This window comes from Candidatus Enterococcus myersii (assembly GCF_017316025.1).
GTDB lineage: Bacteria > Bacillota > Bacilli > Lactobacillales > Enterococcaceae > Enterococcus_C > Enterococcus_C montenegrensis.
Genome location: NZ_JAFLVT010000005.1, coordinates 171,313 through 195,774 on the forward strand (window position 1 = coordinate 171,313; position 24,462 = coordinate 195,774).

General features: G+C 37.5%; 20 protein-coding genes and 1 pseudogene. 19 read left to right on the plus strand and 2 right to left on the minus strand.

Translation table 11 applies throughout. The annotated features are described in order from the left end of the window. The first annotated feature begins 10 nt into the window (after positions 1 to 10). Positions 11 to 706 carry a carbonic anhydrase family protein gene (locus tag JZO76_RS03620; RefSeq protein WP_206902814.1) on the plus strand — a complete coding sequence of 232 codons (696 nt, stop codon included), beginning with the start codon at positions 11 to 13 and terminating at the stop codon, positions 704 to 706. Positions 707 to 755: 49 nt separating this feature from the next. Here the strand turns inward: JZO76_RS03620 and efbA are convergent, their stop codons facing one another. Both efbA and JZO76_RS03630 read right to left on the minus strand, forming a co-directional pair. Next, the gene (gene efbA / locus JZO76_RS03625; protein WP_206902883.1) at positions 756 to 2,456 is read right to left on the minus strand and encodes a fibronectin-binding protein EfbA; all 1,701 of its coding nucleotides are present in this window, start codon (positions 2,454 to 2,456) and stop codon (positions 756 to 758) included. A 108-nt stretch (positions 2,457 to 2,564) separates the two neighbouring features. Further along, entirely contained in the window at positions 2,565 to 2,963 is a 399-nt protein-coding gene (locus JZO76_RS03630) for a DUF1622 domain-containing protein (protein ID WP_206902815.1), read from the minus strand. 366 nt (positions 2,964 to 3,329) lie between these two features. On the opposite strand from JZO76_RS03630, the gene JZO76_RS03635 reads away from it, so the two are divergent. The 18 genes and pseudogenes from JZO76_RS03635 (at position 3,330) to JZO76_RS03720 (ending at position 24,450) form a co-directional block, all read left to right on the plus strand. After that, a complete protein-coding gene (locus JZO76_RS03635) occupies positions 3,330 to 3,905 on the plus strand; it encodes a hypothetical protein (protein ID WP_206902816.1) in 576 nt (191 codons plus the stop codon). Between the two features lie 345 nt (positions 3,906 to 4,250). Beyond that, positions 4,251 to 5,288, plus strand: coding sequence for a tryptophan ABC transporter substrate-binding protein (trpX, locus tag JZO76_RS03640; protein WP_206902817.1), 1,038 nt, complete (start codon positions 4,251 to 4,253; stop codon positions 5,286 to 5,288). A gap of 1 nt (position 5,289) precedes the next feature. Beyond that, positions 5,290 to 6,171, plus strand: coding sequence for an ABC transporter permease (locus tag JZO76_RS03645; protein WP_206902818.1), 882 nt, complete (start codon positions 5,290 to 5,292; stop codon positions 6,169 to 6,171). 3 nt (positions 6,172 to 6,174) lie between these two features. Continuing rightward, on the plus strand, positions 6,175 to 6,939 hold the full coding sequence (locus JZO76_RS03650) for an ATP-binding cassette domain-containing protein (protein ID WP_206902819.1): 765 nt from the start codon (positions 6,175 to 6,177) through the stop codon (positions 6,937 to 6,939). Positions 6,940 to 7,322: 383 nt separating this feature from the next. After that, a complete protein-coding gene (gene aroE, locus JZO76_RS03655) occupies positions 7,323 to 8,186 on the plus strand; it encodes a shikimate dehydrogenase (RefSeq protein ID WP_206902820.1) in 864 nt (287 codons plus the stop codon). 14 nt (positions 8,187 to 8,200) lie between these two features. Further along, on the plus strand, positions 8,201 to 9,226 hold the full coding sequence (gene aroF, locus JZO76_RS03660) for a 3-deoxy-7-phosphoheptulonate synthase (protein WP_206902821.1): 1,026 nt from the start codon (positions 8,201 to 8,203) through the stop codon (positions 9,224 to 9,226). Positions 9,227 to 9,228: 2 nt separating this feature from the next. Continuing rightward, positions 9,229 to 10,293, plus strand: coding sequence for a 3-dehydroquinate synthase (gene aroB / locus JZO76_RS03665; protein WP_206902822.1), 1,065 nt, complete (start codon positions 9,229 to 9,231; stop codon positions 10,291 to 10,293). Then, positions 10,293 to 11,459 carry a chorismate synthase gene (gene aroC / locus JZO76_RS03670; protein ID WP_206902823.1) on the plus strand — a complete coding sequence of 389 codons (1,167 nt, stop codon included), beginning with the start codon at positions 10,293 to 10,295 and terminating at the stop codon, positions 11,457 to 11,459. Before aroB ends, aroC begins: the two co-directional genes overlap by 1 nt. A 12-nt stretch (positions 11,460 to 11,471) precedes the next feature. Next, positions 11,472 to 12,563, plus strand: coding sequence for a prephenate dehydrogenase (locus tag JZO76_RS03675; protein WP_206902824.1), 1,092 nt, complete (start codon positions 11,472 to 11,474; stop codon positions 12,561 to 12,563). A 20-nt stretch (positions 12,564 to 12,583) separates the two neighbouring features. After that, positions 12,584 to 13,873: a 3-phosphoshikimate 1-carboxyvinyltransferase gene (gene aroA, locus JZO76_RS03680; protein WP_206902825.1), complete on the plus strand. Its 1,290-nt coding sequence runs from the start codon at positions 12,584 to 12,586 to the stop codon at positions 13,871 to 13,873. After that, positions 13,866 to 14,375 (plus strand): shikimate kinase, encoded by a 510-nt coding sequence (locus JZO76_RS03685; protein WP_206902826.1) that lies wholly within the window; start codon positions 13,866 to 13,868, stop codon positions 14,373 to 14,375. The genes aroA and JZO76_RS03685 overlap by 8 nt, the downstream gene beginning before the upstream one ends. Beyond that, on the plus strand, positions 14,372 to 15,196 hold the full coding sequence (gene pheA, locus JZO76_RS03690; protein WP_206902827.1) for a prephenate dehydratase: 825 nt from the start codon (positions 14,372 to 14,374) through the stop codon (positions 15,194 to 15,196). Before JZO76_RS03685 ends, pheA begins: the two co-directional genes overlap by 4 nt. A 112-nt stretch (positions 15,197 to 15,308) precedes the next feature. Beyond that, complete coding sequence (locus JZO76_RS03695) at positions 15,309 to 16,547, plus strand: LCP family protein (protein ID WP_206902828.1); 1,239 nt, start codon at positions 15,309 to 15,311, stop codon at positions 16,545 to 16,547. Between the two features lie 185 nt (positions 16,548 to 16,732). Further along, positions 16,733 to 17,581 (plus strand): DegV family protein, encoded by an 849-nt coding sequence (locus JZO76_RS03700; RefSeq protein ID WP_206902829.1) that lies wholly within the window; start codon positions 16,733 to 16,735, stop codon positions 17,579 to 17,581. A 306-nt stretch (positions 17,582 to 17,887) separates the two neighbouring features. Beyond that, entirely contained in the window at positions 17,888 to 18,367 is a 480-nt protein-coding gene (locus JZO76_RS03705; protein ID WP_206902830.1) for a DUF6530 family protein, read from the plus strand. A gap of 18 nt (positions 18,368 to 18,385) precedes the next feature. Continuing rightward, a pseudogene (locus tag JZO76_RS03710) lies at positions 18,386 to 20,635 on the plus strand (AAA family ATPase). Between the two features lie 205 nt (positions 20,636 to 20,840). Beyond that, entirely contained in the window at positions 20,841 to 22,583 is a 1,743-nt protein-coding gene (locus JZO76_RS03715; RefSeq protein WP_206902831.1) for an ABC transporter ATP-binding protein, read from the plus strand. Then, positions 22,576 to 24,450 carry an ABC transporter ATP-binding protein gene (locus JZO76_RS03720; protein ID WP_206902832.1) on the plus strand — a complete coding sequence of 625 codons (1,875 nt, stop codon included), beginning with the start codon at positions 22,576 to 22,578 and terminating at the stop codon, positions 24,448 to 24,450. The genes JZO76_RS03715 and JZO76_RS03720 overlap by 8 nt, the downstream gene beginning before the upstream one ends. Positions 24,451 to 24,462: the final 12 nt, after the last annotated feature.

Genomic DNA, 24,462 nt, shown 5'->3' on the forward strand with positions numbered 1-24,462 from the left:
AGGTGGAAAAGTGAAACGAAATTTAGATGTTCCTTGGAGTTATACAGGAGAAAATGGTCCAAAATATTGGCATACCTTGTGTGAGTGGTATAAAGAAGGGGCGCAGTTTCCTTACCAATCACCAATTGCCATTGAAACGAGCAAAACTATAGCAGGAAACGCAAAACAGCGTCTGACTTTTTCTTATCAAATTGAGAAGTTTACCGAAAAAGAATTTAAAAATACCATTCATTTTGTTCCGTTTGATTGTCAGAGCTATGTTGTCTTTGCAGGGGAAAAGTATGGTTTAACGGATATTCATTATCATTTACCTAGTGAGCATATTTTAGATAACCAACAAGCGCCACTAGAGATACATTTGGTGCACATGAGAAAAGATGGGACAAATTTAGTTGTAGGCGTATTGTGTGACATCATACCGGGAATTTTGCCAGAAGGTCCACTAAAAAAAGCGCAACGTTGGGATTTAAAAGAGCATATTGAAATTTTCAATCCCGAGTTGTTTTTACCAAAAGAACAACGCTATTTTCATTATGTTGGTTCTCTGACTACACCACCGACAAAAGGCCCGATTAACTGGTTTGTCTTTAAAGAGCGACATCAAATATCCCGCGCTTTTTTATCCCAATTTCAAGAAGAAATCTTAAAAGGTAATAATCGACCCTTACAAGATAAAAAAGACCGAAAAATCTATTTTTGTGAATAGAAAATGAACGAAGCCACTACTTGAAAATAAAGGGGCTTCGTTCATTTTTTTATTGTTTTTTTAGTCGGGTAGTAATATCTGCTTCTGGAGTAACGTAATAAGTTTTTTGATTTTCGTAAATGACATACCCGGGTTTTGCGCCATTTGGTTTTTTAATATATTTGACTTGAACTAGATCGACTGGAACCTGAGCAGAATGACGATATTTAGAAAAGTAGGCAGCTAATTCTGCGGCTTCTAAAATGGTTGCATCAGTCGGCTGGCTGCTTTTGATGATTACATGAGAGCCAGGGATATCTTTGGTATGGAGCCAGTAGTCAGTCTTACGGGCGGTTTTTAAAGTTAGTTGATCATTTTGCAAATTGTTTTTCCCAACTAAAATAGTGGTACCATCACTTGCTGTATATTCGTCAGGTTTAGATTTTGATGCTACTTTTTTACGTTTTGAGTTTTTTTTCAAATAGCCTTGTGCAATTAATTCTTCACTAATTAGATCCAAATCCATTGGTCCGGCAATTTCGATTTGAGCGAAAACAGATTCCAAATAGGCAATTTCTGCTTTTGCTTCATCGATTTGTTGATAAATTAATTTCACTGCATTTTTCAATTTTTGATAACGGTGAAAATATTTTTGCGCATTTTGACTAGGGGATAGGGCTGGATTTAGCTTAATTTCTAGTGGTCGATCTTCATCGTAGTAATTTGCTAAAACGACTTTTTTTCCACCTTTTGGTACTTCATGCAAAAATGTCGTTAAAAGTTCACCTTTTTGCCGATATTCCTCAGCGTTTTCAGATTCCTTTAGCGTTTGTTGTCGTTTTTTCAATTTGGTCTGATTGCGGGCCAACTCATTTTCTACTTTTTTAAGCAGTTGTCCCCCTTGTTGTTTGACCCGATCGCGTTCTGCTTTATCGCCATAAAAAGCATCTAACAAGATATTGAAATTTGGATATGTCGTAGCACTAACCGTTGTTTTAGCTAAAGATTGAAAAGCAATTGGTGTAAAAAATTCTTTTGTTTGCGTAACAGTTAAAGTAGGGCGTCCAGAATTGAGACTTTCAAAAAATGCACGCCAAGTCAGTACTTTTTTATTTTCATTTTTGTTTAGACGAAAGGCTAGTTCTTGTGCTGTATCAAAACCTAGCCCTTGGAATGTCTGTTGGAGCGCCTTGGCTGTAATTTCGGGTAATTGCGAGAGTGCATCAAAAAGCGTAACGTCTGTAACCGTAAAAGGATTTAGCAGTGCTTGTTTAGGTGGTGCGACATAAATGGCACCAGGTAAAATGGAACGGTAAGTATTCTGACTGCTACCAATATGTTTTATCGCATCTAAAATTTTGCCGTTTGCTTCATTTAACAATAAAATGGTACTGTGGCGACCCATTAATTCCACTACTAAAACAATATTTTGCAAATCCCCCAATTCATCTCGTTTATTGAAGGTAAAATGGATCACGCGATCATTTTCAATCTGCGAAATGCCTGTTAAAATTGCGCCATCTAAGTATTTTCGTAACATCATAACAAAATTAGGCGGAGTCTCAGGATTTTGATAGGCGATATCGGTTAATTGTACCCGGGCATAACTCGGGTGCGCAGATAGTAGTAATTTATGGTTTTTTCCTTGGGAGCGAATAACCAATATAATTTCATTTTGATAAGGTTGGTGAATTTTAGAAATGCGTCCACCAACTAATAAGTCAGTTAATTCATTGGTAATTAAATGGGTAAAAACACCATCAAAAGACATTGTGTAACCTTCTTTCATGACAGAATAACTACATTATAGCAGATAAAAGCCAGATTCTTTGTGATCGAATCTGGCTTTTCATCGTTGCTGAAAATTAAAGGGTGTCATTTATTTATTTTTGTTAAGCTTTTCCATCGTTTCTTCGTTATCCAAAGCATCTTGGATTTCACGGTGCAAGAAATAAGAGATTACCGTTCGAATAACAACGACTGCTGCAAGGCGCAAAATATCAGCTGAAGTAGGATTAATAATTGACTCAATAATATCAGCAGCAATTAATATCTCCAGGCTCAACAAGACATAACTACCCAGAAAGTTACGGATAAAATTATTGTGACGCGCCGCCTCAACATGATTAGCGTGGGAACACTCTGATTTAATGAAATCATAGCCTGCGATAATCACACCCCACACCAATACTAAAATAGATAAAAAATTAAGAAAGACGATAATGATATCAAATAAAGGCATCGCCAGGTGCATAATAGTGTGACCAAGATCTTCCACTGGTGGTCCTCCTAAAGTTATTTTAACTCTTGTTCTTATGATAGCGAATATTTAAAGAATTGCCAACTATCTTGACGATTCCAAACAATGATTGCTACTATAAAGATAGCGATAAAACACGTTACAGTCTAAATGCACATTTTACTAAGGTCATAAATGGAATCTTACATTTCTTACTGTGTTTCTTGTCATGGTAGAAATCCGGCTAGCGTATACTTAATTAGAACTTACAAGCAGTGAATGAATTTCACAAGAAAACGAACAACCCTACTTAAAAAGCTGCTTTTGTGGTGCTATCTGTTATAAAAAGCACATCTTTCATAAAGATTACTCGATTTTTCTTATTAATTTATTAGGAGCCAGACAATGAAGATCATTCAAAATTTTTTTGTCAGCGTAAAAGCTGGTTTTAGACAAATATGGCAAGATTTTGCCAGTTGGGCCGAAGAAAATCAACGTAAAGCACTTTTAACAGTCTTAGGTCTACTGATTGGTGTCACACTTTTTTCTGCAACTATGGTGGTGGCTGTCGCCCACATTCGACAATCTGAATATGTAGAATTAATTCATCCTACTATTAAAAGTAATAAAATCAAGTCCTTTGACTACGGAAGTGAAGACCAGGAAATAAAGTCGGCTAACGCAATTTCTGTTATGTTTGCACCACCATATGGGCAAGAATTAAACCACGTGTTGAATACGTTAAATGGTGAAAAGAAAGAAGAGTTAAACCGGACTTTTTATTATTATCCTTTAGTGTATGACACACAAAATCTAGCTCAAAAATACAAAGTTAACCCTAGTAAAGTAACCTTTATCTTCTTTGAAAAAGGGGTGGAAAAAAACCGCTTTGAAGTAAGTGAGCTGACAAATTACGACGAAGAATTTATTCCAGAATTAAATCGTCTGCCGATGTGGAATATTAAAGACTTGGATGATTGATTTTACTAAATTTTCTGAAAAATTAAAATTAGTATTGACGCTTGAAAAATTCTACGGTATTCTTAACTACAACAAAAACAAAACGAGGTGAGCCATCATGAAACTATTTACTACAACCAAAGGAAATTTATTTGCATGGCAATTTTGGCGTAGATAGTTGTATTGATGGATTTTTCCATAGATACAACTTTTTAGAGAACTCTAAAACTTGTATCTATGCTGGTAATATTGAGATGATTCCGCATAGAGACAATCTCTATGCGGATTTTGTTTACAAAAGCAATTTCCGCGGGTAGAGGAAATTGCTTTTTTTCATCTCAAAACATATCTTAGGAGGAAATAATGATGAAAAACAAAGGGTTAATGTACACAGTGATCGCATTGGGAATTATCTTAGTTGGATTTTTAGGTTTTCAATTACTTCATAATTCAAAGGATAACAAAGAACAAACGGTAAATGATAAAGAAAAAGTCCTTACTGTCGGTGTTTTACAATTTGTGAGCCATCCAGCTTTAGATCAAATCTATGAGGGCGTGAAAGAAGGTTTGAAAGAAGCCGGCTATGAGGAAGGTAAAAATTTAAAAATTAATTTTCAAAATGGCCAAGCTGATCAAAGTAAATTAGATACCATGAGCAAACAGCTAGTTAGTGATCAAGCAGATGTTTTAATTGGGATTGCAACACCTGCCGCACAAGCTTTAGCAAACGCTACAACAACCATTCCTATCGTATTAGGCGCGGTTACTGATCCTAAAGGGGCTGGTTTAGTGGAAAGTAACGAAAAACCAGGGGGAAATATTACCGGCGTTTCTGATCAGCCGCCAGTTGCTTCAATTATTGAATTAGCCCATAAGCTTTTACCAGCAGGCAAAAAAGTAGGTCTTTTGTACTCTTCTTCTGAAATGAATTCAAAATTTCAAACAGGTCAAGCAGAAACGGCTGCTAAAAAACTTGGCTTAACTGTCGAACGTAAAGCTGTAACTTCAACAAATGAAGTCGCACAAGCTGTACAAGTATTGTCACAGTCTGTTGATTTTATCTTTATTCCTAATGACAATACCGTCGCCAACGCCATGGAGACAGTGACGCAAGAAGCTGATAAAAATAATATTCCCGTTTTTCCGTCAGTAGATACGATGGTAGAACAAGGTGGATTAGCGACAATCGGAATTAATCAAAAAGAGTTAGGTGTTAAAACAGGGGAAATGGCAGCGGCAATTCTAGCGGGCAAATCAAAACCACAAGATACAGCCGTGTACACCTTCACTAAAGGTGATACTATTATTAATGAAGAGCAATTGGCAAAATTTAATCTGACTTTACCTGCAGATTTAAAAGATACTGCAAAACTAGTACAAACAGCTAAAGGAGATAACGAATAAAATGATCGTTTCAACAATTGGGCAAGGACTGTTATGGTCCTTGCTGGGAATTGGGATTTATTTAACTTATCGTATTTTAAATTTTCCTGATATGACAACAGAGGGAACGTTCCCTTTAGGTGGCGCTGTGTGCGTGACTGCAATTACCAGTGGAATTCATCCTATCTTGGCAACGTTATTAGGTGTTTTAGCTGGGATGGCAGCCGGCTTTGTTACCGGAATTTTATTTACCAAAGGGAAAATACCGGTGATTTTAGCTGGGATTTTAGTTATGGCAGGGTTGAATTCAGTTATTTTATTTGTCATGCAAAGTCCCAACAAAGGGTTAAGTAATTTTCCTAGGATTCAAACTTTTTTTACTAATTTAAACCTACCTAATTATTTTGACATCGTCATTTTAGGCTTGCTTGCAGTTATTATTACAATAATTTTAGTCCTTTTTTTCATTAATACTGACTTAGGCCAAGCCTATATTGCTACTGGCGATAATGAAGTAATGGCCCGCTCATTAGGAATTAAAACCGATCGCATGAAGATTTTAGGGTTAACAATTTCTAATGGCGTAATTGCATTATCCGGAGCACTTATTTCGCAAAATGACGGGTATGCTGATGTTTCAAAGGGGACTGGGGTAATCGTTATCGGTCTGGCTTCAATTATAATTGGAGAAGTGTTATTTGGTGAATTAGCCTTTGCTGAACGGTTGATTGCAGTGGTAGTGGGCAGTATTATTTATCAAGCAATTATCACCTTAATTATTTACCTAGGCTTTGATACAACGTATTTGAAAATTTTCTCTTCTACAATCTTAGCGATTTGTTTAATGATTCCAACCCTGAAAGAAAAATTGAATTTAAAAACTGGATTGGAAAAGGAGGCATAGCCTGTGAGCGTATTAACGATAAAAAATGCTGTTAAAAAAATTAAAAATGGTGTTGCTGACGAGCGGACGATTTTAAACCATGTCAGTTTAACTTTAAATCCTGGTGATTTTGTCACAATCGTTGGTGGCAATGGGGCAGGAAAAAGTACGTTATTTAATACGGTTACTGGAACACTGCCTTTAACGAGTGGCCAAGTTTTTTTAGATGGTGAAAATGTTACTAATTTTGGTGAAGAAAAACGGGCAAAATATTTGGGACGGGTCTTTCAAGATCCTAAAATGGGCACAGCCCCGCGGATGACAGTGGCAGAAAATTTACTTTTAGCCGAGCGCAGAGGACAAAAACGGCGCCTGCGTCCCAGAAATTTAAACGAACGCAAAGAAGATTTCAAACTACTTTGCACCAAGGTAGGTAATGGCTTAGAAGAACAGCTTGATACGCCTACGGGCCATTTATCTGGTGGACAAAGACAGGCTTTAAGCTTATTGATGGCCACCATTGAAAGACCAGAACTTTTATTATTAGATGAACATACCGCAGCACTTGATCCGAAAACATCAAAAAATATTATGGCACTGACTAATGATTTGGTGACAGAAAATCATTTAACGTGTATGATGATTACCCATCAAATGGAAGATGCTTTAAAATATGGGAATCGCTTGTTACTTTTGAAAAAAGGAGAAATAGCAAAAGATTTAAATCAAGCAGAAAAAGCGCAACTTACATTGACTGATTTACTGCTCTTTTTCGAAGAAGATTTGTAAAAACTGATGAAAGAAACAATAGTTCTTACAAAAACTAGTTGACAGACCTAAAAAATCAATCTATACTTAACACCATCTTAATCAGTTCGGAGGACTTTTTTATGTTACAAAAAAGCAAACCACAACTGAATAATTATTACTTTAGCTATTTTAGATAGTTTGTATTCATGAAAACATGGATACAAACCAAAGCAGTTTGTATCTATGATGGCTAGGGGATTTTGGAATGACTTTAAAGCCACGTAGATCAAGAATCTATAGTGGCTATTTTTATACCATCGAAAAATGTATTTTTCGTGTCAGGTGTTCACTGTAGATTGTTGTATCTTAGGTGGGCACTTTTTTTGTACCCATAGGCTTTAAAAATTTAAGGAGTGAAAAAAATGGAAATAACTGGTTATACCCGTTTGGCAGGTCTTATTGCTAAACCAGCAAAGCATAGCATTTCACCATTAATGCACAACACCGCTTTTAAAGCCAATAATATTGATGCTGTTTATTTGTCTTTTGAGGTTGAAAAGCCACAATTAGCCGCTGTAATTAAAAGTATTACGGCACTGAATATGATTGGTGCAAATGTTTCAATGCCCTATAAAATGGCCGTCATTCCTTATTTGGATGAATTAAGTGAGGCAGCCAAATTAATTGGTGCAGTTAATACAATTGTTCCTTCAGGTAATGGGCTAGTAGGACACAATACCGATGGAAATGGTTTTATGCGTAGCCTAGCAGATATCAATGTGGACATTATCAAAAAAGAAATGACCATTATTGGTGCAGGTGGGGCAGCGACAGCCATTTGTGTACAAGCTGCCTTAGATGGGGTCAAAAAAATTAATGTTTTTAATCGCCAGGATGATTTTTTTGCGACAAGTCAGGCAAAGCTAGAGACAATAGCGCAAAAAACACAATGTACGATTACTTTACGTGATTTGGCAGATACAAAAGCAGTAAATACTGCGATTTACCACAGTCATTTATTAGTAAATGCTACTGCTGTCGGCATGAAACCAAATGAAGATCAGACTGCACTTTCTGATTTTAGTGCCTTTCACGAAAATTTAGCCGTCTATGACGTCATTTATAATCCAAGGGAAACAAAATTATTACAAATTGCAAAAGAAAAAGGCTTAAAAACAGCTAATGGCTTAGGTATGTTACTGTATCAAGGTGCCTATGCATTTGAATTATGGACCGGCAAAAAAATGCCGTTAGAAATTGTTAAACCACTAGTAGAAAACAGTTAAAAGGAGCAGATAAAATGATTGTAATTATGAAGCAAGGTGCCACGAAAGAACAAGTAGAATTAGTTGTTAAACGAATTAAAAAAGAAGGACTTGATGTAAATATCGATCAAGGAACTGAACATATTGTGATTGGCTTAAAAGGCGATGTTAGAGGGATGCAAGATGTGCCTTTTAATACTTACGAAGGTGTCGAAAAGACACTAAAAATTTCCAACACCTACAAATTAACCTCTCGGGAATTCCACCCAGGAGATACTGTTGTTGATGTAGATGGTGTTAAAATTGGTGATGGAAGTTTTGTAACAATGGCTGGACCTTGTTCCATTGAAGGCTTAGAGCAAATTCGAGAATGTGCCAAAATTGCGAAAGCTGGCGGTGCACAAATTTTACGAGGCGGCGCTTTTAAACCCCGAACTTCACCTTATGCTTTTCAAGGTTTAGAAGAAGAAGGGCTAAAATATATTCGCCAAGCGGCCGATGAATTTGACATGAAAGTTATCACCGAAGTCATGGATGAAGGCCATATTGAGATGGTGGCTGAATACAGCGACATTTTACAAATTGGCGCGCGTAATATGCAAAACTACAAATTATTGCAAGCTGTCGGTAAAACTGGCAAACCAATCGGCTTAAAACGCGGTATCGCAGGAACAATTGATGAATGGTTAAATGCGGCGGAATACATTGCGGTTCAAGATAAATCTCCTGTAATTTTTATTGAGCGCGGAATTCGCACTTACGAAACTGCCACCCGGAACACTTTTGACTTGTCTGCTGTTCCTTTGATTAAAAAACTAAGCCACTTTCCAATTATTGTCGATCCAAGCCATGGTACTGGTGTTTGGGATTTGGTTACACCAATGGCTAGAGCAGGTGTGGCAGCAGGAGCTGATGGCATGATCGTTGAAATTCATCCTGATCCAAAGAACGCTTGGTCTGATGGACAACAATCATTAAATGAAGAAAACTACATGAAGATGATGCAAGAAGTTGCTATTTTAAATGATGCGATGGAAAAAATTAAAGAAATCGAGGACTAGTTATGTGGGTTGATTTAAAGGAACATTCCTATGAAATCATAATAAAGCGTGGTGCATTGGAACAGTTGGGAACTTGGGTTGCTTCTTTATGGACACCACAAAAAATAGCAATTATTACCGATAGTAATGTCGCGCCTTTATATAGCCAAACGGTTATGAAGCAATTAACTCGTGTAGGTTTTTCACCCTATTTAGCCGTAGTTCCGGCCGGAGAAGCAAGTAAATCTTTAACGCAAGCTGCACAATTATACGACTTTTTAGCCGAAGCAGGATTTACCCGTAGTGATGGGATTATTGCTTTAGGCGGTGGTGTAATTGGTGATTTAGCCGGTTTTGTTGCTTCGACATATATGCGGGGCATTCATTTTTTGCAGATTCCCACGACCTTATTAGCGCAAGTTGATTCAAGTATCGGTGGTAAAACAGGCGTCAATACGCAAAAAGCAAAAAATTTAGTTGGAACTTTTAGTCAGCCAGCAGGGGTTTTAATCGATCCAGCTGTTTTAAAGACTCTCGAAATACGCCGTGTGCGTGAGGGAATTGCAGAAATTATTAAATCGGCAGCGATTGCTGATTTAATTTTATGGGAGAAATTAAAAGCGTTAAAAGATGAAGCAGATTTATTAAATCAGGCAGAAGTTATTATCACGTCAGCACTTGAAGTAAAGCGTCAAGTGGTGCAAGAAGATGAATTTGATAACGGAATGCGACTCATTTTAAATTTTGGGCATACAATCGGCCACGCAATAGAAAATACTGCCGGTTATGGCGTTATTAGCCATGGCGAAGGCGTTGCTTTAGGTATGGTGAAAATTAACAGTGTTGCTGAGGCAAAAGGGTTATCTCCAGTGGGAAGTACCGCACAACTAAAAGAGATGATTACAAAATTTCATTTACCTACCCGTCTACCAACTTGGGATGAACAAGCGCTGTATAGTGCAATTACACATGACAAAAAAGCTCGTGGAACTAATTTAAAATTAATTTTACTAAAAGAAATTGGGGAAGCAAAAATTGTTGAAGTTCCCTTAACTGAAATGAAAGATTACTTAAAGGAGGCGTTATGATGCGCTATTTAACAGCAGGAGAATCTCATGGACCGGAATTGACTGCCATTATTGAAGGTATACCAGCAGGATTGCCACTTTTAGCAGCAGATATTGATGTGGAATTAGCACGGCGTCAAGGTGGCTATGGTCGTGGTGGTCGCATGAAAATCGAAAAAGATCAGGTTCGCATTACTTCTGGTGTGCGCCATGGTAAAACATTAGGCTCACCAATTACTTTAGTCGTAAAAAATCGTGACTGGAAAAATTGGCAAACTGTTATGGCTGCAGAAGAAGTAGCTAAAAAAGATCAAAAACTCCGTCAAGTCACACACCCACGGCCGGGTCATGCGGATTTAGTTGGTGGCATGAAGTACCATCACGATGATTTGCGTAATGTTTTAGAACGTTCTTCAGCTAGAGAAACAACAATGCGGGTGGCTGTTGGAGCCGTGGCAAAAAAACTATTAAAAGAATTAGCAATTGAGGTGGCCGGCCATGTTACAGTTCTAGGTGGTATTAAAGCGAGCATTCCTGCAGAAATTAGCATTGCAGAAGTAAAGAAGCGCTCTGAGGAATCTGATGTTCGCGTAGTGGATGCAGCTGTTGAAGAAAAAATGAAACAGTTAATTGATCAGACGAAAAAAAATGGTGATACAATTGGTGGTGTTGTTGAGGTTTTAGTGGGAAATGTTCCCGCTGGTCTTGGTAGCTATGTCCAATGGGATACCAAATTAGATGCCAAACTGGCCCAAGCGATTGTCGGAATCAATGCTTTCAAAGGTGTAGAATTTGGTGTTGGTTTTGAATCGGCGAATTTACCAGGTTCTAAAGTAATGGATGAAATTATTTGGTCACAAGAAACTGGTTACCGCCGGACAACCAATCACTTAGGTGGCTTTGAAGGAGGAATGACCAACGGTGAAACGATCATCGTAAAAGGTGTGATGAAGCCCATTCCGACTTTGTATAAACCTTTAATGAGCGTTGACATCCAGACAAAAGAACCCTACAAAGCGAGTGTGGAGCGTTCAGACAGTACAGCTGTTCCTGCTGCAAGTGTCGTTTGTGAAAATGTGGTTGCGACTGTCTTAGCAAATGAAATTTTAGACAAATTTTCCAGCGATTCTTTTGAAGAATTGAAAACAGCTGTGGCCCAGTATCGCCAATATCTTAAAAACTTTTAGGAGGTCTTTTAGATGGAGCAAAAAGTTTTTATCGTAGGCTTGGGACTAATTGGCTCATCTCTTGCTTTAGCCATAAAAAAAGAACATTTAAACGTAAAAATTATTGGGTTTGACTGGCATGAAAAAACAGGCGCAATTGCCCTTAAAAAAGATATTGTTTCCGCTTTAGCAATTGACTTTGCAGCAGGTGCCAAAGAAGCTGATATTATTATCTTAGCAGTACCAGTTTTTAAAACCATTGACTATTTAGAAGAATTAGCCCAATTGCAGCTAAAAAAAGATGTAATCGTAACCGATGTCGCCAGTACAAAAGGTCAAATAATGGCAGCTGCTACAAATTTACCATTTACTTTTATTGGCGGACACCCCATGGCCGGTTCACATAAGTCTGGCGTAACAGCAGCGGACGTCAATTTATTTGAAAATGCCTACTATATTTTTACAAATCAAAACGCACCGCAAAGTAAACTGCGCTTATTAGAAGAACTATTACGGGGAACTCGGGCAAAATTTGTAGAACTAGCGCCAAAAGAACATGACCAAATTACAGCTATGCTAAGTCATTTGCCACACATCATTGCAGCAGGGTTAGTCACGCAAGGGGACATCTTTAATCAAGAACATCCTCGCGCCAAACAATTAGCCGCCGGGGGCTTTCGGGATATCACGCGAATTGCATCTTCTGATCCGATAATGTGGACAGAAATACTGTTAAGTAATAAGACTGCGATTTTACAGCAGTTGGAAAGTTGGACCGAAGAAATGAAAAAAGTTCAAAATTGGCTAGTAACTGAGGATGAGGGTGCAATTTTTACTTTTTTTAATCAGGCTAAAGATAACAGAGACCGCCTGCCAGTTCATAAAAATGGTGCGATTCCTGCCTTTTACGATTTGTTTGTCGATGTTCCGGATGCGCCCGGCGTAATTGCAGAGGTAACGGGTCTATTGGGGTATAATCAAATCAATTTAATTAATCTGAAAATTCAGGAAACTAGAGAAGATATTCACGGTATTTTGCAAATCAGTTTTCGCAATGAACAGGATTTAATGCGTGCGAAAGCCTGTATTTTGCAAAATACCAATTATCCCGCGCGAATTAAATAAGCAACTAAAAGGAGGGCATTATGGATTTATTACAAGCACAAAAAGGTTTGCAAGGAAGCATTACGGTACCGTCTGATAAGTCAATTTCTCATCGTAGTATTATGTTTGGGGCTCTCGCGACGGGCCAAACGACCATTAAAAATTTTTTGCGGGCCCAAGATTGTTTAAGTACGCTAAAGGCTTTTAAAAAATTGGGCGTTCCAATCTTCGATGATGGAAAGACAATTACGGTGACAGGCGTTGGATTCAATGGTCTAAAGGCTTGTGATAAAGCAATTGATGTGGGTAACTCTGGCACTACTATTCGTCTAATGATGGGAATTTTAGCTGGTCAAGATTTCTCTACCACTTTGTTTGGTGATGCTTCTTTAAATAGACGGCCAATGGAACGGGTAATGGCTCCTTTGCGCCAGATGGGAGCAACACTATTGGGGGATAATGGCAGTGAGTTTCCGCCAATTACAATTAATGGAACAAACAACTTACAGCCCATTCACTACCAAATGCCAGTTGCAAGTGCCCAAGTAAAATCGGCTATTCTTTTTGCAGCCCTGCAAGCTAAGGGAACTTCCACCATTGTTGAAAAGGAAATTTCCCGTAATCATACCGAAGAGATGATCCGTCAATTCGGCGGTAAAATCACCGCAAATAAAAAAGAAATAACTGTAAGTGGACCGCAAACTTTGACTGGACAAAATGTGGTTATTCCAGGAGATATTTCTTCGGCTGCCTTTTTCTTGGTTGCTGGAGCGATTACATCCGGGAGTCAATTGATACTAAAAAATGTTGGAATGAATCCAACGCGAACCGGAATTGTGGATGTTTTGACACAAATGGGCGCCCGCTTAAAAATAGAAAATTATGACGAGAAAAATCAAGCAGCGGATTTAAAAATGACAACATCGACATTAACTGCCACGATTATCGCCGGTGAAATCATTCCTCGTCTAATTGATGAACTGCCCGTGATTGCCCTGCTGGCAACACAAGCTCACGGTCAAACAATTATTAAAGATGCCCAAGAACTTAAGGTGAAAGAAACGAATCGAATTGATGCTACAGCAGAAGAATTACAGAAGATGGGAGCAGATATTACTCCGACAACAGATGGCTTAATAATTAATGGCCCCACACCATTAAAAGGCGCTCATGTATCCAGTCGCGGCGATCACCGCATTGGAATGATGTTACAAATTGCCGCTTTAATTGCCACCGGCAAAACACAATTGGATCAACCTGAGGCGATTAATATTTCTTACCCTGAATTTTTTGACGATGTTAAAAATATAGTAGGTGAAAAAAATGAATAGTATCTTACTAATTGGCTTTATGGGCGCAGGTAAATCAACTGTAGGCAGCTTATTAGCCCAAAAGTTAAATTGGCCAATGATTGATTTAGATGATTTAATTACTGAAAAAATACAAATGCCGATTAATGACTATTTTGACCAATTTGGTGAAGCTGCTTTTCGTCAAGTTGAATCAAATGTTTTAAAAGACAATCTAAGAACTAAAGCAATTATTGCCACTGGAGGTGGTATTGTGGTCAGTGCGTTAAACCGCAGTCTTTTAAAAGCACAGCCAAAAGTTATTTATTTAAAAACTGAACCACAAACGCTAGTGACACGAATTAAAAATGACACGAAAAATATTCGTCCCCTTGCAACAGAAAAAAGTGAAGGAGAGATTATTTCTTTATTAAATGGGCGTCTTACTCATTATGAAGACAGCGCCGCGATTGCCGTTGAAACCACAGAGCGATCGCCTGAAGAGATAGTTGAAGAAATTATGGAAAGGCTGGCAATGGCATGAAAATAGGTTATTTGGGTCCCGAAAGCTCATTTTCTCATCAAGCGGCACGAAAACAATTTGCAAAAGAAAACTTAATTGCCTATGCTTCTATTCCAGCCTGTTTACAAGCAGCCCTTAAAGAAGAAATAGACTTTGCAATTGTTCCAATCGAGAATTCTTTAGAAGGAACGGTTCATGCTACGATTGATACGTTATCTCAAAATCCTAGATTACAGGTCTTATCCGAAGTAATTTTACCAATCAAACAACAGCTGTTAGCCTTAACAAAAGGGGATTTCAAAAAGATTTATTCTCATCCGCAAGCTCTAGCACAATCACAAAAATTTCTAGCGACTAATTATCCAATGGCAGAATTAATTCCAACAGCTTCCACGACTGCTGCTTGCGATTACGTTGTCACGCATAGTGGTGAAGCAGTCGCTGCAATTGCCTCTTATGAAGCAGCAACGTTTTATGATTTGAAGGTTATTAGTTCTGATATTCAAGACAACGATTTCAATCAAACCCGTTTTTGGCTTGTGGGTACCAATCAGACCTTTAATTTTGGTACAGCAGAAAAAATGTCCTTAATTTTAACCTTACCAGCAAATCATGCGGGTGCACTGCATCAGATGTTAGCGGCATTTGGCTGGCGCCAAATTGATTTAAGTAAAATTGAATCGCGACCACTTAAAACGAGTCTAGGAGAATATTTTTTTGTAGTCGACCTGTTACTCAATTGCCCGCAGCAATTAATTGAAAATGCGTTGGAGGAAATTGAACTTCTAGGCGGTGAAGTTACTTGTTTGGGGACATATCCTGTCAAATTTGCTCACAACTAACATAATTGAAAAGAAATGCTATGAAATGCTTAAGTTTTTTCATAGCATCTTTTTTTGTGACCCAGTTAGGGTAAACTTGTAGAGAAATGATTTACTTTTGGAGGTAGCCTACATGAGTCGCATGGATCGCTATAAAGAAATACACGAAGAAACCAATAAAAAAGAAAGTTTATTTGCTCGTAAACAAATAAAAGATGGTGATAGTGTCAAAAAAATAGACTATCAGCAAAATGATGCTCACCAAGAAGAGCCGCCAATGGCTGAAGCTGATCGTAAAAATAGAAGTAAAAAGTCATTGCCAAGCTTTGGTATTAAAAAAAATAAGAAAAAAACAAATCAAAATTATACGGGGATAAATACAGGTAATAATGGCAATAATGGCAACAACAGCTACAATGAAACTGGAAATAAAAAAGAACCTCGTCAAGTTAAGCCCCAAAAAATAAAGAAATCAAAGAAAAAACATCCCGTAATCCGCTTTATCATTGGGCTTTTGCTTTTTTTACTCGTTTATAGTGGGGTCGCTTTTGCAATGGGAAAAATGTCCGCCTCTTCTGATAAAGAAATTCCCAAACAAGAAACAGAAGCATTTAATGGTTTTACCTCAGCTGATGGGGCCAATAATATTTTGCTGTTAGGTAGTGATAGCCGTAAAGGGGAGACTGCGCGGGCGGACACTATTATGGTGTTACAACTAGATGGACCAAGTAAAAAGCCCAAATTGATTTCATTTATGCGGGATACATTAGTTGATATTCCAGGTGTTGGACAAAATAAAATTAATGCTTCTTATGCGTATGGGGGAGCTGATTTGGTTCGTCAAACATTAGCGCAAAATTTTGGATTGGAATGTAAATATTATGCTGTTGTTGATTTTAAATCATTTGAAAAAGTCATTGATACTCTATTTCCAGGTGGCGTAGCCATTAATGCTGAAAAAAATATGAGTACAAACTTAGAAGTGCCAATTCAAAAAGGACAACAAAACATGGATGGTTTACACCTTTTGCAATATGCACGTTTCCGGATGGACGAAGAAGGTGACTTTGGTCGGGTAAGACGCCAGCAACAAGTAATGAATGCTATTTTTAGTCAGATGAAAAATCCTTTGGCCATTGCTAAATTACCTTATGCCGCTGGTAAAGTTTTAGGTTACACTGGAACAGATTTAAAGACTAGTTTTCTTGTAAAAAATAGTTTTAGTATCCTAAAAGGAGCTAGTGGGATTGATCGTTTGACTGTGCCAGCCAAAGATACGTGGGAATACGGGAATACTGCTGAAGCTGGTAGTGTCTTAGTGGTGGATAAGGAAGCTAATAAGACAGCAATAAATAACTTTTTAGCAAAATAACTTGCCATTTTTTAAGTAAAATTTTAAGTCAAAGAGAATTGGGCAGCACAAACCAATCCTTTTTGACTTTTTCTTTTCTCAGTTTGGTTTCTTTTAAAGGGAATCTGGCAGAAACTATTTTCCTAAATCGTAGTTTATGCTATATTTGTAGAAGTAGTGAAATTTTCTTGAAACGAGGATTATAAATGAAATTAGCAGTAGTAACAGATAGTTCTGCATTTCTACCTGAAACCATCAAAAATCATCCAGATTTATATATTATTCCGGTACCTGTTATTATTGACGGCCAAATTTACAACGAAGGCATTGATATTCATGCTGACGAGTATTATGACATGTTAAATAGCAGTAAAGAATTTCCCACAACGTCACAACCTGCGTTAGGGGAAGTAATCGAGCTTTATGAAAATTTAGTAACAAAAGGTTATGATACGATTTTAAGTATCCATTTATCTGGTGGTATTTCTGGATTTGTAGCAACTCTAAATACAATTAAAGATGAAATTAAAGGTGCCAAAGTTATTCCTTATGATTCTAAGATTACGAGTATGCCTATGGGGCATATGGTTGAAAGTGCTTTACAATTAAAAGATGCTGGTAATTCTTTGACTGAAATTATCAGCCACTTGGATATCATTCGTGACAATACTTATGCTTATTTAATCGTTGATGATTTAAATAATCTCGTTCGTGGCGGGCGTTTAACCAATGGTGCTGCTTTAATTGGCGGTTTACTAAAAATAAAACCAATTTTAACGTTTAATGACGGGAAGATTGAGTTGTTCGAAAAAATTCGTTCTAGTAAAAAAGCCTTTAATCGGGCAGAAGAAGTGATTGGTCAGCGAGATCAAGAGATTAATCGTCCTGTTAAGTTATATGTCATTCACGCGAATAATTTGACTGTTGCCCAAGAAGAGAAACAAAAATTAGCTGAAAAATATCCCAATGCAGATATTGAAATCGGATATTTTGGTCCGGTTATTGGAACACATTTAGGTGAAAAAGCGATTGGAATTGCAATTTCAGCTTTATAAAAAAATTACAAGATAAAGAAGTTAGAACAAAAGGAGAAATGACTTTTGTTTTAACTTCTTTTTTTATAAGAGCAAAACACGTTAAAGTTCAGTTACTATTTTCATCAGCTGTCAGTCATTATAAATTTTAAATTGAACGCAATGCAATTGCTTTGGTTTTAATAGAAGCAGGGAGAATTATTATAATAAGTCAAAATAATTGGCAATTTATCCATCCTTTTTTATAATTTAGTAGAGTAGTATGTTAGTAAATTACTAAATGAAAACTTGCAATTTTTTTGCACACAATAACGAGGAGTGGTTACAATGGAAATTCCAACAAATTTGAAGCATAAACCTGTTTTAGTGGTAGAAAATTATGATAATGCCGATGGTAAGCAAGCGTTTGAATCGGACGCAAAAGGGCTTTCTTTGGGCTTAGCCCAATGGAATGATCGGGGGAAAGTAGATATTTCCGGGAAGGTTTGGCGCCATACAGGCGAAAAATGGTCTCGTCAATCTGAAGAGTTACCCATTAATCGTATTTTGGATTTAGCAATTTTAGTCGCACAAGCTAGTATCTATTTTCAAGATGCTTATCGCTACCCGAAATTTTACGATCCAGAAAATCCGGTTGTCGACATTGTCGGTGTACAAGGAAATCGTATGACTGTTGAAGTGGATACCAATAACCCCATGATTGACGAGGATATTAAATTGTTTCATGATACATGGCAAAAAGATGGAGAAATTTTAGGCGAGCGGTTTCGGATTTTAAAACGTTTATTAGAAGAAGCCGGATATTAAAATAAAGCAGGTGAAACTATGACAATGCCTTATGCAGTTACCAATAAGCGCGTTTTTAGTCGTTTAGAAAAACAAATGATTTGGCAAAAACCAACAAGTCATCAAACCAGTGAAATTGAATTACGCATTGCCAGCGAGATCAAAAATAACTGGGACGATACTGAAATGAAGATTATGAATGTCTTGTTAGAAGGAGATGCGGGTTCAGGAAAAACTCAACTTGCCAAGGCTTTATCCTATGATTTACAACTCCCTTATACCAAAGTAACTTGTTTTGCGGATATGGATAAATCAGACGTTTTTGGGGCCTTACTTCCTGTCGTAGCAACAGATGACAAAACAGATGGAGAATTGCTTGAAGCGATTTATCAAACAGATAGTCTAGATGCCGTTCTAAAATTAATTGCGCAGCATTATAGTATTGATTTAGCTGCTGCAAAAATGCGTCTGGCTGCGCTTGTTAGTCGTGTGGATGCAAATGAACAAGAAGTTGTCCATTACAAATTTTATCCGTCTGAAATTGTTCGGGCTGTGGAAAAGGGCTACCTATTGGAAATACAAGAACCCACAGTGATCCGGGATGCTTCTGTTTTAGTGGCCTTAAATTCAGCTTTAGAGCCAAATGGTATGCTAAATTTACCTACAGGGATTATAAAACGCCATTTGGATTGTGTTATTGTCATTACAACCAATCGCAATTATCAAGGCAATCGGCCCTTAAATGAATCCTTGCGGGATCGGATGCAACATGCAGAACGCATGGATTTACCTGAACTTGCAGTTATGGTAGAGCGGGCTGTAGCAAAAACTGGAGTCACTAATTTACCCCTACTAACAAAAATGGCTGAAATTATTCGCTTATTAGATGAAACAGCGAAAACCAATGCGATTAAAGGTGTAGCAGGGATGCGCTCATATTTTTATTGGGTGAATACTTTTAAACAAGGACAAGACGTTTTTAAAAGTCTTTATCCTAAAGTTATCTAAAAACTAACAACTGAACCAAATGAAATTACATTATTGGAACAAGCGTTAGACGACAGTAGACTTCTAGTATCACTGCGCCAAGTACTTGTACCAGATGCCAGTGATGCCCTAAAAGAGATAAGAGGTCGTAAAATTTCTGCACAAGAAGCTGATATGCGCAACATCACAAAAGAAGCCCCTAGTGAAGCCGTTTTACAAAGCTATGAAGTAAAAGATGCAACGGATGCTAAAAATAATGAAGCAGAATTAGAAGAATCTTCAAACAAGACAACAGAAAAACCTTCACCAGAACAGCCGCAAACAAAAGGCGAGCGAGAAGCCCATGATGGTGCAAGTGAAACAGGTAAAGAAAATACCGAAGGAATCTCAAAAGAGCAAAATGTTGATATTGAAACTTACGAGAAGGCTGAAAAAGAGTTACGTAAAGAGTTAAACAAAAAAGCGCGTTCTGCTATGAAAGGGACAATCCACGAAAAAGAGGGACTAATTATCCAACGTCCCAAATTTACCAAAGAAGATGTCGCTAAAGCTCAAGATTTAACGCAAGAAGTGCTGCCTGTCGTTACCCGTTTAACCAAGAAGATAACTGATATTTTAGAAAACGACCAAAGTGAAGTTTACGGAAAAGGGAAATATAGTGGCACGCGTTTTGATGCGAGTCGGGTGGCTTATGGTGATTATCGTACTTTTGATAAAAAAAATCCGCCCCATGAAGAACCATCATTAGCATTGGCACTACGTATTGATGAATCAGGTTCAATGTTAAAAGATGAACGGATCAAAAACGCCCGCTTGGCAGCTTTAGCTGTAGCTAGTTTTGCTGAAAAAGTGAATATCCCATTAATGATTTATGGGGATACAGCAGATTTATCCTCCCGTGAAAAAACTTCTATTTATTCTTATAAGGAGTTTTCTGATGACTATTTGTATCTTGGCGCAAAACTTGTGACGATGAAGCCCCGGCAAAACAATCGTGATGGTGTTTCTTTGCGACTATTAAGTCAAAAACTCGCAGAAGAAAATGCAACTACGAAGTTATTAATCAATATTTCTGACGGTCAACCAAAAGCTTTGCCTGATTATACAGGGACAAAAGCCAAAGAAGATATACAAGCAGTGATGACTGAATTTGAACGCCAAGGGATTATTTATTTGGCTGCAGCCATCGGAGATGATAAAGAAGCGATAAAAACAATTTACGGTAGTGAGCGCTTCTTAGATATTAGTGACCTAGAAACTTTTCCAGAAGATTTAATTCAATTGATTTCGCGTTACTTATAACCATAAAATTATTATGTCAACCATTTTTCCTCTTAGTCAAAATAAAAACTTTTAAGTCTCACTTTTATAAGAAAAATGAGAAAGTTTTTGTTTGAAAGAGCTACTTTTATCCGTTAAAGTTAATAATAGACTCACTGGTCGCCCCTGCGATCGGTGTCTATTTTTTGCCATTATATAATTTGATTTACAAGAAAGGACGGAGGATATGATAAAAAAATTATTGGCCAATGTTGGTCAGTATAAAAAAGATAGTCTGTTAACACCGTTGTTTGTTGCCGGCGAAGTCGCGCTTGATGTCATCATGCCGTTAATTATGGCGATGATGATCGACCAAGGGGTAGAAAAGAGCAATAGTAGTGTTATTTTTAAATTAGGTGCTGTTTTGTTTTTATGCGCTTTAATTGCGTTAATTTTCGGCGCTTTGGGTGGTCGAACAGCTGCGATTGCTTCTGCTGGCTTCGCCCGTAATTTACGGCATAATTTGTTTAACCGGATTCAAGATTTTTCATTCTCAAATATTGATCGCTTTTCCACCTCAAGTTTGATTACGCGTCTAACAACGGATGTCACGAATGTGCAAAATGCGTATCAAATGATTATTCGCATCCTAGTGCGTAGTCCTTTAATTTTGATTTTTTCACTAATTATGGTCAGCCTCATTAACCCACAATTGATGCTTATTTATTTGGTAGTTTTACCGTTTCTAGCAATCGGTTTGGCAATTGTGATTCATTTTGCTCATCCTTTGTTTATGAAGGTTTTTCGCATTTATGACAAATTGAATAATGTTGTGCAAGAAAATTTGCAAGGCATTCGCGTGGTAAAATCTTATGTGCGAGAAGAACAACAAGAAAAAGTCTTCGATGAAGTTTCTACTGACGTCTATAAAAACTTTACCAGAGCACAACGAATCGTAGCTTTTAACAATCCGCTATTACAAATTTCAGTATATACGTGTATGCTTTTACTTTCTTGGTTTGGCGCAGAATTAATCGTTGATAAGGGAAGTTTAACGACCGGTGAGCTCGTTAGTATGTTTAACTACACCATGCAGATTTTAATGAGCTTGATGATGATGTCGATGGCTTTTGTCCAAATTTTAATTGCGCGGTCTTCTGCTGAACGTATTACTGAAGTCTTATCAGAAGAAAGTGATTTAAAAAACGAAACAACACCCTTGTTTACAGTAGCTGATGGCTCAATTACATTTGAAGATGTCTGCTTTAGTTATGCTGATGATATGGATAAATTAGCTTTAGAACATATCAACCTTTCCATAAAAACAGGGGAAGTAATTGGGCTTATTGGTGGGACAGGTAGTTCTAAATCTACATTAGTTCAATTAATCCCCCGCCTTTATGACGTTACTTATGGGGCAGTTAAAGTTGCTGGTGTCGATGTAAGAAAATATGATCTAGCTACTTTACGGGATCAAGTAAGTATGGTTTTACAAAACAATGTGTTATTTACAGGTACCATTAAAGATAATTTGCGCTGGGGCAATGAAACGGCTACAGATGAAGAATTAGTTGCAGCTTGTAAAATCGCTCAAGCAGATAGTTTCATTAACGAATTTCCCGATAAATATGACACGATGATCTCCCAAGGGGGCAATAACGTTTCTGGTGGTCAAAAGCAACGCTTAACCATTGCCCGGGCCCTACTTAAAAAACCTAAAATTCTCATTTTAGATGATTCCACAAGTGCCGTAGATACGAAGACCGATCGCGCAATCAGAGAAGGTCTAGCAAGTGCCATCCCTGGCATGACAACCATTATCATTTCCCAACGAATCAGCTCCATCCAAGATGCTGACCGCATTGTGGTTTTAGATGATGGAAAAGTCAACGGGGTTGGTACCCATGAACAGCTACTAGCAAATAATCAAATTTATCAAGAAGTTTATCAATCCCAACAGAAAGGATTTGGTGAAAGTGGAAATGAGTAAACCAACCGTGAAACGGTCAACCGGATCTAATCTGAAACGGTTGTTAACTTTAATGTTTAGCCAGTATAAAATTCAACTGGTTTTCGTTTTGATTATGATTTTACTTAGTGCTTATGCAAACGTTAAGGGCTCTTTGTTCTTACAAGTGGTTATTGACCAATATATTACGCCACTGATTGGGCAGTCTGATCCTAATTTTTCTGGACTGCTTCAAGCCATCATGCAAATGGCACTCATTTACCTGATCGGGGTAGTCGCTTCTTTAACGTATAACTTTATGATGGTCAAAATCAGTGAAGGAACGCAAAAGAAAATCCGCGATCAAATGTTTACCCATTTGGAAAGTTTGCCTATTCGTTATTTTGATGCAAATTCTGACGGCGACATTATGAGTCATTTTACAAATGATACAGATACCTTACGCCAAATGATCTCTCAAAGTATCCCAAACTTAATGATGGCCTTTGTTACTTTTGTTTCAGTCTTTATCGCGATGTTTACAATAAGTTTGCCATTAACAGGGTTTGTTTTAATTTCTGTCTTTTTGATGTTAAATGTCATTCGCTTTATCTCGAAAAAAAGCGGCCGCTTTTTTGGCGCACAACAAAAAGACTTGGGCCAAGTTAATGGTTATATTGAAGAAATGATGCATGGTCAAAAAGTTGTTAAAATTTTCAATCACGAAAAGAAAGTAATGGAAGAATTTGACACGTTAAATGATCAACTTCAAGAAAGTGCAACTAAGGCGAATATTAATGCCAACACATTAATGCCAATTATGATGAATTTGTTAAATGTACAATACGTTTTAGTTGCGATTATTGGCGGCTTATTTGCTATTAATGGGATTTCAGGATTAACTGTCGGCATGATTGCCTCTTTCTTACAATTGAGTCGTTCTTTAAATGGTCCGATTAGCCAAATCTCACAACAAATCAATTTTGTAATTATGGCCTTAGCTGGTGCTGGTCGAATTTTTAATTTATTAGATGAAAAATCTGAACAAGATGACGGTTACGTTACGCTAGTAAATGCCAAGAAAATTGATGGTCAATTAGTAGAAACTGAAGAAAGAACGGGTCTATGGGCGTGGAAACACCCCCACAGCGATGGAAGTATCACCTACACACAATTAACAGGGGACGTTGTTTTTGAAGACGTTGATTTTGGCTACGTAGATAATAATATCGTTCTCCATGATATCAACCTATATGCTAAACCAGGGGAAAAGGTAGCCTTTGTAGGTGCTACCGGTGCTGGTAAAACCACGATTACGAATCTAATCAATCGTTTTTATGATATTCAAGATGGTAAAATTCGTTACGACGGAATTAACATTAAAAAAATTAAAAAAGATTCTTTACGTCGTTCATTAGGGATTGTATTGCAGGATACTCATTTATTCACCGGCACAATTCGTGAAAATATTCGTTTCGGTAAACTAGATGCCAGTGATGCAGATGTCTTAGCTGCGGCCAAATTAGCCAATGCGGATAGTTTCATTAATCATTTACCTGAAAAATATGATACTGTAATTACTGGTGATGGCGAAGGATTATCGCAAGGACAGCGTCAATTACTTGCGATTGCTCGAGCTGCAATTGCTGATCCACCCGTCATGATTTTAGATGAAGCAACTTCTAGTATTGATACGAGAACAGAGAGTATTGTGCAGTCGGGAATGGATAAATTGATGCATGGAAGAACGGTCTTTGTTATTGCACACCGTCTTTCTACCATTCAAAATGCTGATGTAATCATGGTGTTAGACCACGGACGTATTATTGAACGTGGGAGTCACGAAGATTTATTAGCACAAAAAGGTATGTATTACCAACTTTATACCGGAAAAGTTGAATTGGATTAAGCTGAAAGGTTC